This window comes from Synechococcus sp. Cruz-7E5, from assembly GCF_024345995.1.
In the GTDB taxonomy this organism is placed as follows: Bacteria; Cyanobacteriota; Cyanobacteriia; order PCC-6307; family Cyanobiaceae; genus Regnicoccus_A.
In genome coordinates this window covers 309,954-323,875 of the sequence record NZ_JAGQCE010000002.1, presented here as the reverse complement: position 1 = coordinate 323,875, position 13,922 = coordinate 309,954, and the positions used below count along the sequence as shown (strand labels likewise).

General features: G+C 68.0%; 9 protein-coding genes. 6 read left to right on the top strand and 3 right to left on the bottom strand.

Annotated elements, in window-relative coordinates:
* Positions 1-84: 84 nt before the first annotated feature.
* Positions 85-834, top strand: coding sequence for a pyridoxine 5'-phosphate synthase (locus tag KBY77_RS04395; protein WP_255102358.1), 750 nt, complete (start codon positions 85-87; stop codon positions 832-834).
* The gene (locus KBY77_RS04390; RefSeq protein WP_255102357.1) at positions 831-1,169 is read left to right on the top strand and encodes an MgPME-cyclase complex family protein; all 339 of its coding nucleotides are present in this window, start codon (positions 831-833) and stop codon (positions 1,167-1,169) included. The genes KBY77_RS04395 and KBY77_RS04390 overlap by 4 nt, the downstream gene beginning before the upstream one ends.
* A gap of 27 nt (positions 1,170-1,196) precedes the next feature.
* On the opposite strand, the gene KBY77_RS04385 is transcribed toward KBY77_RS04390, so the two are convergent.
* Together KBY77_RS04385 and KBY77_RS04380 are read right to left on the bottom strand one after the other, a co-directional pair.
* A complete protein-coding gene (locus KBY77_RS04385; protein WP_255102356.1) occupies positions 1,197-1,352 on the bottom strand; it encodes a hypothetical protein in 156 nt (51 codons plus the stop codon).
* A 168-nt stretch (positions 1,353-1,520) separates the two neighbouring features.
* The gene (locus tag KBY77_RS04380) at positions 1,521-1,862 is read right to left on the bottom strand and encodes a hypothetical protein (RefSeq protein ID WP_255102355.1); all 342 of its coding nucleotides are present in this window, start codon (positions 1,860-1,862) and stop codon (positions 1,521-1,523) included.
* Positions 1,863-2,009: 147 nt separating this feature from the next.
* On the opposite strand from KBY77_RS04380, the gene KBY77_RS04375 reads away from it, so the two are divergent.
* The 4 genes from KBY77_RS04375 to KBY77_RS04360 are packed head-to-tail and all read left to right on the top strand — an operon-like array spanning position 2,010 to position 11,644.
* Complete coding sequence (locus KBY77_RS04375; protein WP_255102354.1) at positions 2,010-2,696, top strand: metallophosphoesterase; 687 nt, start codon at positions 2,010-2,012, stop codon at positions 2,694-2,696.
* Between the two features lie 10 nt (positions 2,697-2,706).
* Positions 2,707-6,039 (top strand): exodeoxyribonuclease V subunit gamma, encoded by a 3,333-nt coding sequence (locus KBY77_RS04370; protein WP_255102353.1) that lies wholly within the window; start codon positions 2,707-2,709, stop codon positions 6,037-6,039.
* Entirely contained in the window at positions 6,036-9,923 is a 3,888-nt protein-coding gene (locus KBY77_RS04365) for a UvrD-helicase domain-containing protein (protein WP_255102352.1), read from the top strand. Before KBY77_RS04370 ends, KBY77_RS04365 begins: the two co-directional genes overlap by 4 nt.
* Entirely contained in the window at positions 9,920-11,644 is a 1,725-nt protein-coding gene (locus KBY77_RS04360) for an ATP-dependent RecD-like DNA helicase (protein WP_255102351.1), read from the top strand. The genes KBY77_RS04365 and KBY77_RS04360 overlap by 4 nt, the downstream gene beginning before the upstream one ends.
* A 16-nt stretch (positions 11,645-11,660) precedes the next feature.
* Here the strand turns inward: KBY77_RS04360 and KBY77_RS04355 are convergent, their stop codons facing one another.
* The gene (locus tag KBY77_RS04355; protein ID WP_255102350.1) at positions 11,661-13,829 is read right to left on the bottom strand and encodes a glutamine synthetase III; all 2,169 of its coding nucleotides are present in this window, start codon (positions 13,827-13,829) and stop codon (positions 11,661-11,663) included.
* Positions 13,830-13,922: the final 93 nt, after the last annotated feature.

Genomic DNA, 13,922 nt, shown 5'->3' with positions numbered 1-13,922 from the left:
GCGGTTGAGCGCGACCCTGCCAAGTCCCCTGTTGGGCCTGAGCTGATCCATAGGATCAAAGGCCAACGAGTCCCTGCGCGAGCCATGGCCAGCCTTGGCGTGAATATCGATCACATCGCCAACGTGCGTCAGGCCCGCCGGGCGCTCGAACCCGATCCGGTCACCCTGGCGCTGCTGGCTGAGCTGGGGGGCGCCGATGGAATCACCGTTCACCTGCGCGAGGACCGGCGCCACATCCAGGAGCGTGACGTGGAGTTACTGCGAGCCACCGTGCGCAGCCGCCTCAACCTGGAGATGGCGGCCACCTCTGAGATGGAGGCGATCGCCCTGCGGATCCGCCCGGACATGGTGACCCTGGTGCCGGAACATCGCCAGGAAGTCACCACCGAAGGAGGGCTCGACGTGTTGAGCCAGCTCAGCACGCTGCAGGGACTGGTGGGCCGACTGCAGGGCTCAGGCATTCCCGTCAGCCTGTTCGTGGACCCGGAGGTCTCTCAGCTGGAGGCCAGCCGTGCCAGCGGCGCCCGCTGGGTGGAGCTGCACACCGGCGCCTACGCCGAAGCCCACTGGGATGGGCAACCACGGGAACTGGCCCGCCTCGAGGAAGGCAGCTTCGTGGCCCGCTCCCTGGGGCTGAGGGTCAATGCCGGCCATGGCCTCACGTATCAGAACGTGGAGCCGATCGCCGCGATCGAGGGGATGGAGGAGCTGAACATCGGCCACACGATCGTGGCCAGAGCCCTTGCGGTGGGATTGCAGAGCGCGGTGAGGGAGATGCGCGCCCTGATTCAGAATCCACGTCGCGACCCCCTGTTCAGCGGCAGCACCCCATGAGCGCCTCCCCGTCCACCACGTATCACTTCATCGCCGCCAGTGAGCAATTTCTGACAGTGGAGGAACCCCTTGAGGAGGTTCTGCGCGAGCGGGTGCGCAACTACGGCGAGGTGGGCAAAGCGATCGATTTCTGGCTGCTCAAGCGCCCGGCCTTTCTGAACGCTCCCGAGCTCTCGGCCCTGGCCACCACGGTGCCAAACCCAGCTGCAGCCGTGGTGTCGACCGACCCGAAATTCATCGATTTTCTGAAGCTACGGCTGGAATTTGTAGCCAAGGGAAGCTTTCAAGCCCCCAGCAGCACCATTGAGGATCCACTGGCTCAGCAGACTATCTGAACCGATCAGGCCGACTGCTCCTGCTTGTCAGGCCGCCTGTTTCTGCTTGGTGAGCATCCAGCCATCAAGTAATTGAACCTGCACTGGATTGAGGGCGGCATCAGCGAGAAGCCGTTCCCTCAGACGAGCGAGATCCTCAGGATGCAGCTCTCCATTCTTTTGCCAGTGGAGATCCGTGGTCATCAAGGTGTTGAGGTGCTGACGTCTTTCTTGGTCCATGGTGTCAGTTGGCACCCGCCCTAACCCGGCTGAAATCCGATGATTTCCTTGAGAGATCCCTGGACAGAGACTGCAGATCGCTTGGGCTTCCGCCTCTGGCCGGGCCCTTTCGACCTGCCAGCGAGCTCTGGTTCAGAACAGCCCTAGAAAGCGGCGGCGGGGTTGCGTTTCTGCCTCGCTGGCCTTCGGGGCACGCCCCCGGCCTCCGTCCTGGTGATAGCGGGGAACGTTGTCACCGACGGTGAGCAGCGCTTCCTTGTTCTTCCACCAGATCCAGTCGCGGATGGGCGGTGTCGCCAAGAGATCATCGCGGCTGAGCCCCAGACCAAGCTTGCGCGAGGCATCCACCAGCACCTCGATCATCGCTTCACCGTCACTACAGCGAGCAAGCGCTTCATTGGTGCGCTTTGCCCCGTTCAGGGCCTTCACCAGCGCCTGAACTCTCTGGGACACCGGAAGGGAAGCAGGATTCATCAGACCCCAGCCGCATGAGTCGGACCGTACCAGTCCGAGGCTGCAGGTGAAGGCTCTGCGCCAGGACTGATCGCGATCGGGCTGACAGAAGTGGAGATCAGAGGCCACACTGGTCGTAGCGCAGTTCCACTTCGGCGCATCCTTTGCATGGCGTCCACACCGCAGCCCCCCCGTCACTGGGTGATCGGTGACGTTCATGGCTGCGCCACGGCTCTCCAGGACCTGATCACCCGACTGCCGCTCAGCGACCGTTTGATCTTCTGTGGTGATCTGATCAATCGAGGACCCCAGATCGAGCGCACCTTGATCCTGGCCTGGGATCTGGTCGGACAGGGTCGGGCCGTATGGCTTCGGGGCAACCACGAGCAGAGCCTGCTCAAGGCTCTCAGCAGGCGGCGCGGCACCAGCACCAGCGACCCTGCCCTGGAGGGGTCCGACACCTACCGGCAGCTGGGCAGCCGTCAATGCCGCCTCTGGCGGGAGCGCCTGGAGGGCCTGCCCCTGGCCTACTGGGGGGAAGACTGGGTCGCCACCCATGCTGGCTTCGATCCCAGCACCTGGTTGCCCCATCTCTCCATCCGCCAGCCCTTCTGGAGCCAGTACGACGGCCGCTTCGGGGATGTGATCATCGGGCACACCCCCGTGGCCCGGGTCGAGCGCAGTGCCAACGGCATCGTCAAGATCGATACCGGTGCCTGTTACGGCGGTCGGCTCAGTGCCTACTGCCCGGAAACCGCCGAGTTGATCAGCGTCCCCGGCCTGCGCAGCATCCACTCCCAGCTGCCGGCCCTGAGCCGACGGCGTTCTGGCAAAGCGGTGGCCGGCTCCTGCTGAGAGCAGCTCGATGCTGACGGTCTATCGCAGCAACAGGGCCGACCTGCTCGCCCAGCTCCTGGGACAACACCTGCTTCTGGCCCCTCCAGACCTCTTTGAAACGGTCTCGGTGGTGGTGAACACCTGGCCCACCAGCCGATGGCTGGGGGAGCAGCTGGCCCTCGAGCTGGGGGGAATCGCCGCCAACATCCGCTTCCCCTTTCCAGGCAGCCAGCTGCGCACCATTGTCCAGCAGCTGCTGGGAGACAGCAACGAGGACAGCGACCCATGGCGAGCCAGCGACCTGGTCTGGCCTGTGCTGGAGTTGCTGCCCCAGCTGGTGGAGGCCCCTGAAGCCGCGCCGCTGCGGCGCTGGCTGGAGCACCGCGACGACGCGGGCGAGCTGGATACCCCTCTCTGGCAACTGGCCCGCGCCATCGCCGATGGCCTCGACGACCTCTGCCTCTACAGGCCCGCCATGGCCCTGGCCTGGTGGCAGGGCGGCTGTGGCGACAACCGCGGCAACCCCCTGCCGGAGTCGCTGGCCTGGCAGCCCCTGCTGGTTCAGCGCCTGCGGGATCGGCTGGGACGGAAACCCTTCGGGCTCCAGGCCCTGGAGTTGATCGAGCGTCTGCGCCAGGGCCGCATCAACGTCGAAGCGATCCCCTCCCCCCTGCGCCTCTTCGGCCTCAGCAGCGCCCCGCCCGTGCAGGTGCAGCTGCTCCAGGCCCTGGCCCTGGTGGTCACCGTGGACCTCTACCTGCTCACCCCCTGCGCCGACCTCTGGCAGCGCTGCATCGAGCGCCGCCGCGAGCTGCAGGACGCTCTGGCCCTGGAGCAGCCCTTCGGCCTCGACTGGTTGCTGCAGACCCCTGGACTCGAGGCTCGCTTTGGCCGCCTGGGCGGGGAATTCCAGCAGTTGCTGGAGGGCACCGGGGAGTCGGAGCTGGGCGAGGCCCAGGAGCGGGATCTGTTTCTGTTGCCGGCCACGGCAGCGTCTAGCAGCCAGCGCAGCCCCACCCTGCTGGAGCAGCTCCAGGAGCAGCTTGCCCAGCCGGCGGAAGGCAATCCCCTGCAGCGCGCTCCGGAGGACCACTCCCTGGAGTTCCACCCCTGTCCGGGAAAGCTGCGGCAGGTGCAGATCGTGCGTGATCGCTTGCTGCAGCTGCTGGCCGCTGACCCCAGCCTCGAGCCGCGCCACATCCTGGTGATGACTCCCCAGGTGGACCAGCTGGCACCTCTCCTGGCCTCGGTCTTCTCCGACAGCGACGCCACAGGCGTTGAACTGCCCTGGCGGCTCACCGACCGCAGCCAGCTCGATGACGCCGGCATTGCCCAGTCCCTGTTGCAGTTGCTGCGCCTGGCCGGAGAGCGCCTGACGGCCTCGGGACTGGAGGGCCTGCTGGAAAGCACTGCCCTGCAGGAGCACCATCAACTGGAGCCCCAGGAGGCGGCCGCCATCACCAGGGCGCTCCAGGCCAGTGGCTTCCGCTGGGGGCTGGACGGGGCCGAGCGGGGCGGCAGCGAGCAACACAGCCTGAGCTGGGCGATCGACCGACTTTTACTGGGCCTGGTGCTCCCCGACCAGCCCGGACTGGCCATCGGCGCCTGCGCGCCCCATCGCCTTTCCGGCACGCCGGAGAGCCAGGGGCGCTGGATCCTGCTGCTCACCCGCATCAAGCGGTGGTTGATCCAGCTACGCCGCAGCCGCCGCGCCGAAGACTGGGGCCCGTGCCTCAGGGAACTGCTCGAGGATCTGTTCGGCGACGGCGGCGAGAGGGCCTGGGAGCTGATCTCAATTCACCAGGCCATCGCCGAGTGGACAGCCGGGGCAGCCGGGTGCAGCCTGACGATCCCGGCCACGGTGCTGGCAGCGGTGCTGCAGGAGCGGCTGGCCGCAGACAGCGGCCGCTTCGGCCACCGCAGCGGCGCCCTGACGATCAGCGCCCTCGAACCGATGCGGGCCATCCCCTACCGGGTGATCGTGCTGATGGGCCTCGACGCGGAGGTGTTCCCGCGCCGGCGCCAGCGGCCCAACTTCCATCCGATGGAGCACCAGCGCCTGCTGGGGGACCCCGATCCGGCCGACCAGGATCGCTATGTGCTGCTTGAGGCCCTGCTCTCGGCCCGCGATCATCTGCTGGTCAGCTGGAGCAGCCGGGACGAGCGCAGGGGCGACCCCCTGCCACCGCCGGCCCCGGTCAGCCAGTGGCTGGATCAGCTCCGGGCGGAGCTCGGCGCGGAGGGCTTCGAGGGGCTGGTGGTGGACCACCCCGTCAGTCCGCTCGATCGCCGCAATTTCCTGGCGGCAGGTCAGCGACCGCCCCCCAGCTGTGACCAGCGCCTGCGCCAGGCCCGCCAGCGCCTCGAGGATCCGGCCATGGCAGCGCGACCACTTCAACCCCTCGCCCGACGGGAGCCAGCTGAGCCCGGGGCTGCGGCCGGCACCACAGGATGGGCGCGGGAGTCCTGCAACGATCCTTTTGAGGATCTGCGCCGCTGGTTGATGGCGCCCCAGGAGAGCTGGCTGCAGCAACTGGGCCTGAGGCCGCGGGAATGGTCCGAGCCGCTGGAGGACCTCGAAGACCTCAGCCTCGATGAGCTGCGGCGCTCCCGGCTGCTGCGGGATCAGCTCGCCCGCGGCGGCCATGAGCCCGCCCCGCCCGACTGGCCCTGGCTGTGGCGGGGGCGGGGCCTGGCGCCTCCACTGACTGCTGGGGTGCTGGAGGCTGACGCCCTCAGCCAGCGCTGGTCGTCGCTGCAGCAGCTCCTCGAGCGACTGGGGGAACCCCGGCGTCAGCGGCACCGGTGGCAGGAGCGGCAGGACCCAGGTCTGGGCTGGGACCTGGAGGCTGATCTCGACTGGCGCGACGATCTGCTGGTGCTGGTGCACACCGCCCGGGCCCGCATCCCCCACCGTCTCGATCTCTGGCTGCGGCTGTTGCTGGCGGCTGCCAGCGGCCAGGCCCCGCGGCAGGCCGTCCTGATCGCCCGCGACAAGAACCATTTCGTGGTGGCGCAGCGGCTGCAGGCGATCGCAGCGGGGGCCGCGGCAGAGCAGCTCCAGCAGTTGCTCCGCTGGCGGCAGATCCACCGCCACCACTGCTGGCCGGTGCCACCTGAAACCGGCTGGGCCTATGCCCAGGCAGAGCACAAACGCCCCGGCGATGGCTCCACCAAGGCGTTGCAGTGCTGGGAGGGGGCTCCCCCCTGGACCGATGGCGAACGGGAGCAGGAGGCGATGGCCCTCTGTTTCGGTCGCGACTGCCCGGCCGAATCCCTCCTCCGGGGCGATTTCGGAGCTTTCTCCGCCCTGGCCATGGCCCTGCATGAACCGCTGCTGCTTCAGCAGCTGAAGCCATGAGTGTCACCAAAACCCAGTCAGCGGCAGCGGCTGGGGAGCTGGCGGCCAACGGATTCCCGCTGGATCCAGGGGTGCACCTGATTGAAGCCAGTGCCGGCACCGGCAAGACCTTCACCCTCGCCCATCTGGTGCTGCGGCTGGTGGGGGAGCGGCAGCTGTCGCTGCGATCGCTGCTGGTGGTCACCTTCACCAAGGCTGCCGCCGCCGAGCTCAGGGACCGGATCGGCCGGCGGCTGCAGCAGGCCCAGCAGTTGCTGCAGACCCCAGATCCTGCCCGCCATGAGGGACTTGATCAGGAACTGAAGGATTGGCTTGGGACCATCCTCCCGGAGGACTGCGAACGGTTGCGCGCCCAACTGCTGCTGGCCCTTGAGGAGCTTGACGCCGCCGACATCACCACGATCCACGGGTTCTGCCACCGCAGCCTGCAGCGTCAGGCCCTGGAAGCGGGCCTGGCCCCTGAGGTGGAACTGGAGGAGGACGGTGCGCTCCTGCAGGAACAGGTGGTGCACGACTACTGGCAGCAGCAGGTGTTGCCCCTGCCGGCCCATGCCCTGCGGGGACTGATCAGCCGGGGTGTCGAGATCAAAGGACTGCAAACCCTGCTGGCCAGCCTGGAGGGGGATCCGACCCTGGCAAGCCCGGATCTGCCACCCGGCTGGGACCCTGAGCAGCCCCTGCCCCCCCAGTGGCTCGGCCAGTGGGAGACCGACTGGCTCCGTTTCCAGGCCCTCTGGGAGCAGGAGGGTGAGGGCCTGGAACAGGCTCTCCGCGCGGCAGCGGCAGAGCGCAAGCAGGCAGGCATCAAGAGCAAGGGGCCCTACAGCGCCAAGCCCCGCCACAATCGCGTCGAGCTGCTCAGCGCCTGGCTGCAGGCACAGCCGTGCCCGGGCTCCTACGCAGAGCTGCTGGAGGACAGGACCAGCTGGATTCCCGACTACTTCCACCCAGGGCCGATCAGCCAGGCGACGGCACTGGCGGGGCCGGTGCCGCGGCTGCCCCAACCCCGATTGCTGGCAGCGGCGGCGGCCCTGGTGGACGCTCCTGCCGAGGCGGTGCTCAGCCATTTCTGCCACTGGGCCCGGGCGGAACTGGCGCGGCGACGGCAGCGCGGAGGACGCATGAGCTATGGCGACCTGCTGAGCAGCCTCGATCCCGGTGCCGACGGCAGCCAGCGTCCAACTCTGATCGAGGCCCTCTCCCAGCGCTACGAGGCCGCGCTGATCGATGAGTTCCAGGACACCGATCCCCTGCAGTGGCGCATCCTCCAGCGGGTCTTCCCGGCCGGTGATGGCAGGCCCCGGCAGCTGTTGGTGCTGGTGGGAGATCCCAAGCAGGCCATTTACCGCTTCCGGGGCGGCGATCTCGACACCTACCGCGCCGCCAGCAGGACCGCCACAGCCAGCCACCGGCTCATGCGCAACTTCCGCTCCTCACCTCCCCTGCTGGAGGCGCTGAACCGACTGATGGCCCCGGGCCTGCCTCGCTCTGCCCTGCCGGTGCCGCCCCTGCGGTCCGCCCGGCCGGATGGGGGGGAGCCGTTGATCCTGCCGGCGGGGCAGCAGCCCCTGCAGCTGCTCTGGCTCGGAAACGATCGCGCCGCTGGCGAAGCTCCCCCCAGTCGCAGCGAACTGGAGAGCCGAACGGCTGATCGGGTGGCGGCCCTGGTCCTGGATCTGCTGCTGAGCGGATGGCGGATGGGCGGAGCAGAGCTGAGCCGGCCCCTGCAACCCGCCGACATCTGCCTGTTGGTGGACCGGCACCAGCAAGCCGAACAACTGCGCGAGGCACTGGAGCGCCGCGGCCTGCCCAGCCGCCTGCTCAGCCAGGGGGATGTGTTCGCCGGCGAGGGGGCCGCCCTGCTGCAGCGGTTGCTCGATGCCCTGGCGGAGCCCGGCAGCGGCGCACGCCTGCGGCTGCTGGCCGCCTCCCCCCTGATGGGCTGGAGTCCGCGCCAGCTGGCGGAAGCCGGCAGCCAGGAGTGGGATCGCCTGTCCGGCCAGCTGGCCCGCCTGGCCGAGCGCCTGCCCAGCGACGGCTTGCTCGCCACCCTGGGGCAGATGCTGCGCAGTGAGGAGCTGGCACAGCTCTCCCTGCAAGGTCGCTGGCTGGCCGACCTCCAGCAGTGCGCGGAGCTGGTACAGGAGCGGCTGCACCAGCAGAGGCTCGGGGCGGCCGCCAGCGCCGACTGGTTGAGGCGGCGGCGATTGCACCCGCCCGAAACCGTGCCGGAGAACCAGTTGCCCCACAGCGATGCGGTGACATCCGCCGTGGGGGTGGTGACGGTGCATCGCAGCAAGGGACTGGAATTCCCCGTGGTGATCTGCCCCTATTTCTGGCAGGGGGTGAGCAATGCCAGCCGCCGGGGCAGCCGCCGAATCGGGCGTCGCTGGACCTCGGAGCACGCCGGCGGGCCGCAGCTGGATGTGCATCTCGATCAGCGCTGGGGGCCGGGGCAGGTGGCGGCGGAGCAGGAGCAGGCCGCGCTGGCGGCAGAGCGGGAACGGCTGGCCTACGTGGCCCTCACCCGCGCGCGGGAGCTGCTGGTGCTCGGCTTCGGTCCGGCCCTGGGCCAGGCGAGCAATCCCCTGATCCCGTGGCTGTTCAGCAGGCACCCCCTGCCGCCCCTTGGCCCCAACAACGACGAGGACGACCTTTACACCGCTTGCTCCGATCAGGAGTGGCTTGACCATCTCGACTCAGAGATCCAGCGGCGAGCCCTGCCGATCACCTTGATCAGCGGCGAGCCCTGGCAGCAGAACTCCGTGCGCTGGCAAACCCCTGCAGAGGCCGGAGATCTGGACACCGGTCCGGTGCCCCGCTGGCCCCTGCTGTCGGGCTGGGGGCGCAGCAGCTACTCCAGCTGGACCCAGGGTGCCCACGGGGAACCCCTGGCGCCGGAGGCGATGGAAGAGGGCCGCGAAACCGATGGCATCGATCGTGCCGCCGTCGATGCGGACGACTCTGATCCTCAGGCCACTGGGCCCGTCAGCCCGGAGCAGGGACCGGATGCCTGGGGTCCCCGCAGCGGACCTCTGGCGATGTTTCCCCGCGGCGCCGCTGCCGGGGATTGCCTGCACCGCATCCTGGAGCGGATCGATCACCGCCAGCCCGGCGACGACCCGCTCCACCAGAAGCTGGTGGAGCTGGAGCTGGAGCGGGCTGGACTGGATCTGGAGCATGCCCAGGCCACCCTCAAGTTCCTCGAGCAGCTGCGTCACACACCCATGGGAGGGGCACTGGGGAATGTGTCTCTGGCCCAGCTGAATCCGCGCCGACAGCTGCGCGAAATGCCCTTCGATCTGCCCCTGGCCCTGGGAGCGGAGACCTCAACTGGGCGTGCTCTGGTGAGGGCCCAGGGGTTGGCCGAGGTGTTCAGCCGGCATCCACAGGGGTGCTTCGGCGGGGCTTACGCCCAACGGCTGGCGCAACTGAACGTGGCCAGCCGCGGCTTCCTCACCGGCTCGATCGATCTGGTCTTCACCGCACCGGGGCCGGACGGGCGGGAGCGTTGGTGGGTGGCGGACTGGAAAAGCAACTGGCTGGGACAGCGTGACCCCCAGGGCCAACCCCTCGCCTGTGGCCCTCTCGACTACGGACAAGCCGAGATGGCAGCACTGATGGAAAGCCACCATTACCCGCTCCAGGCCCACCTCTATCTGGTGGCCCTGCACCGCTATCTGGGCTGGCGTCTGCCGGGGTACACCCCCCAGCGCGATCTCGGCGGCTACCTGTATGTGTTCCTGCGGGGCGTCCCCGGTGCCGTCAGCCCGCCGCCGGGCCTGGCCATGGCGGAGCCGTCTGTGCCCGGGATGTTCGTGGAGCCAGCACCGCTGGATCGCCTCCTGGCCCTTGATGCTCTGCTGCGGGAGGGCCAGCGATGACTCTGCGGATGACTCCCCAGCCGCCCGCCCTCAGCCCGCTGGGGCGAGCCCTGGCGGAAGCCCTGCCCAGGCTCTACGGCATCAAGAGCGATCCGTTGCTGGCCGAGCTGATCGAGGCGCTGAGTGCCGCCCTGGTGCGCGGTGAGTTGCACCTGCCCCTGGACGGACCAGTTCCCGAGGGCATCGTCAGCTTGGAGCACTGGCCTGAAGGCCACCGCCAGGCCCTGATGCGCTGCGGCTGGATCCAGGGCCCGCAGCAGCCGGCGCCGCCAGCGGACGACTCCCCGCCCCCGCTGATGCTCAGCGAACGGGGTGTGGGCTGGCGGCGCTGGCTGTTGCTGCTGGAGAGCACGATGGCCGAGCTGGAGCAGCGGGCCACAGCTTGCGTCCAGCCACCCCTGAGCCCAAAGCGCCTGGAGGCCGCTGCGCTGCTGGCCCAGCGGCGGGGTGGGCTGGATTCCCATCAGCAGGCAGCGGTGGCGGCCTTGCTCAGGCAGGGCCTGGTGCTGCTCGGAGGCGGACCCGGCACCGGCAAAACCAGCACGATCGTGCAGATGCTCGCAGCGGTGCTGGAGGAACGCCCTGGTTGGCGGCTGCACCTGGCGGCACCCACCGGCAAGGCCGCCGCCCGCCTGCGCCAGGCCATCGCCGCCGGAGGCTCCACCCTGTCGCCGGATCTGGCCGCTCAGCTGACGGCCAGTCCCTGCACCACCCTGCATCGCCTGCTGGAGAGCCGCGGCGAGGGGTTCGGACGCAACCGGGAGCGGCCCCTGGAGCTGGATCTGCTGGTGGTGGATGAGGTGTCGATGCTGGATCTCCCCCTGATGGCCGCCCTGCTGGAGGCCTTGCCGGCCGAAGCCCAGCTGCTGCTGGTTGGAGATCCCGATCAGCTGGCACCAGTGGGCCCAGGGGCTGTGCTGCAGGAACTGCAGGCCCCGGCCAGGCGCCATGCCCTGGGTGACGCGTCGATCGAGCTGAGCACCACCTATCGCAATGACGGGGCCGTGGCCCTGGCTGCCGGCCGGTTGCGGCGTGGTGACACCCCTGGATTTCTGCAACAGCTCAGCCTGCTCGAGGCCTCCGACAACCTCAGCTGGTGGCGCTGCGCACCAGGACGATTACCAGTCGAGTTACTGGCGCGGCTCAGGGCCCATCAGCAGCAGCTGGCTCAGCTGGCCGCCCGCTGGAGTGAGGATTCTGAGGGCCTGACCATGGAGCTGCTGGAGGAGGTGGAGCGCTGCGTGGTGCTGGCCCCCACCAGGCGCGGACGCTGGGGTGTGGAATCACTGAACCAGCGGCTGCTCGGAGCTGACTGGAGCCGGGGACCCGCCGGCTGGCCCCCCGGCACTCCCGTGCTGTGTCAGCGCAACCTGCCGGAGCAGGGGCTCGCCAATGGCGATGTGGGGGTGGTGGTGATGGTGGAGGGCCAGCGCAGGCTGCTGTTCTGGGGAAGCCAGGATCCTGGCGAGGAAAGCAGTGGCGGCAACGGCGCCGCCGGCGGAAGGTCGCGGCTGGTCCATCCCAGCCGCATGGCCGCAGCAGAGGCGGCTTTCGCGATCACCATCCACAAGTCGCAAGGCAGCCAGTACCAACAGGTGCTGGTCCTGATGCCGGAGAGGGAAGGCCACTGGGACCAGCGGCTTCTCTACACAGCATTGACAAGGGCCCGGCAGCAGGCGGTGCTGATCACCCCCGAAGGCCAGGGCTGGCTCCCCGCCTGATGACTGCCGCGGAGACTCAGCGGACGAAGAGCATCTCCTGGTAGGTGGGCAGCGGCCAGGTTTTGTCGTCCACCAGGGTCTCCAGTCCGTCGACGGCCTCACGGATCTTGTGCATCAGTGGCAGCAGGGTGTCTGCACAGTGGCGCATGTGGGCCACGGGGCCGTGGGGTGGATTCTTCACGGCCGCCTCCAGTGCCGTGCAGTTGGCCAGGAGCTCCTGGTTGAGGCTGGCGATACGGCCAGCCATGGCGCGATCGGGGGGAAGGCCCAGATCTTCCTGATAGCGCAGGGAATTGGCCAGACCGCCGAGATACTCCATGACCGCGGGATAAACCTGAGTGCGGGCGATCTGCAGGGCCAGCTTGGCCTCCACTTCCACCGCGAGAACGTACTGCTCGGCGTACACCTCAAAGCGGCTCTGCAGTTCCACCGGGGTGAGCACCCCCATGCGCGCAAACAGGTCCTTGACGTTGTCCCGTTCGAGCACGAGCAGGGCATCGGCGGTTGTGGGCAGGTTCTCCAGCCCCCGCTCGTTGACGGCCATCTGGTGCCACTCGCTGGAGTAGCCGTCTCCGCCGAAGACGACGTCACCGTGCTGCTCCATGATCGACTTGAGCACCGCGGTGGCAGCATCCTGAAGAGTGGCTCCGGCAGCCATCTTCGCCTCCATCTCATCGCAGATGTATTGGAGCGAGTCCGCCAGCATCGTGTTCATGGCCACCAGCGGACCGGCCACCGACTGGTTCGAACCCACTGCCCTGAACTCAAAGCGATTGCCGGTGAAGGCAAAGGGGGAGGTGCGGTTGCGATCGCCGGGATCCTTGGGGAACTCCGGCAGGGTGTCGACACCCAGTTGCATCAGACCACCGTGATCGGTGCTGCCGAGGTTGCCGTTCTTGATCATCGTGTACACCTCTTCCAGCTGGCTGCCGAGGTAGACGGAGATGATCGCCGGAGGGGCTTCGTTGGCACCCAGGCGGTGATCATTGCCAGCCGTGGCCACCACGGCACGCAGCAGCGGCCCGTAGAGATGAACGCCACGGATCACCGCACCGCAGAACAGCAGGAACTGCATGTTCTCCTCGGGGCTGCTGCCGGGATCCAGCAGGTTGCCCTGGGTGGCGTTACCCACCGACCAGTTCACGTGCTTGCCGGAGCCGTTGATGCCCTCGAAAGGCTTCTCATGCAGCAGGCAATTCATGCCGTGCTTGCGAGCAGTGTTCTTGAGCAGCGTCATGGTCAGCTGCTGGTGATCGGTGGCCACGTTGGCCGCCTCGAAGAAGGGGGCCAACTCGAACTGGCCGGGCGCCACTTCGTTGTGACGGGTCTTGGCAGGGATGCCCAACCGGTACATCTGGTGCTCCACGTCCTGCATGAAGACCTGGACCCGCTGGGGGATGGCACCGAAATAATGGTCGTCGAACTGCTGACCCTTGGGTGACGGGTTGCCGAACAGGGTGCGGCCCGAGAGCAGCAGGTCGGGGCGCAGGCTCACGAAAGCGCTGTCCACCAGGAAATACTCCTGCTCAGCGCCGCAGCTGGAGTTCACCGGAGCCACGTCGGTGTTGCCGAGAAGCCTGAGCAGACGCTGGGCCTGCTTGTTCATGGCCGCGTTGGAGCGCAGCAGAGGCGTTTTCTTGTCGAGGGCCTCACCTGTCCACGACACGAAAACCGTGGGGATGCAGAGGGTGACGCCATTGGGCGTCGACATCAGGAAGGCCGGACTGGTGATGTCCCAGGCGGTGTAGCCGCGGGCCTCGAAGGTGGAGCGGATGCCGCCGTTGGGAAAGGAGGAACCATCCGGTTCACCCTGCACCAGCACCTTGCCGGTGAATTCGCAGATGGCGGATCCGTCGCTCTGGGTGGAGATGAAACCGTCGTGCTTCTCAGCGGTGGAGTTGGTGAGCGGGTAGAAGACGTGGGCGTAGTACAGGGCACCGCGGCCCACGGCCCAGTCCTTCATCGCCTGAGCCACCACGTTGGCGACGGTGACGTCGAGCTTGCCTCCCTCCTGGACGGTTTTCTGAACCGACTTGAAGATGTCCTTGGGCAAGGACGACTTCATCTTGGAGAGGTTGAAGACGTCCGCAGCCCAGATCTCATCAAGGGAAGCGATGGGGGCAGTGACCGCCGCTGGGCGTTCCTGGGTGCGCTGAATGGCGGCGAGACGGTTGGGGCTGGGCATGAAGAACCATGTTTCTGGCAGTCATCCAAGTAGGCAGGCATCCCCTTAGATGAAGCCGTTGCTACAGAGGCGCCAGGCGTCCGTTGCTGCGGA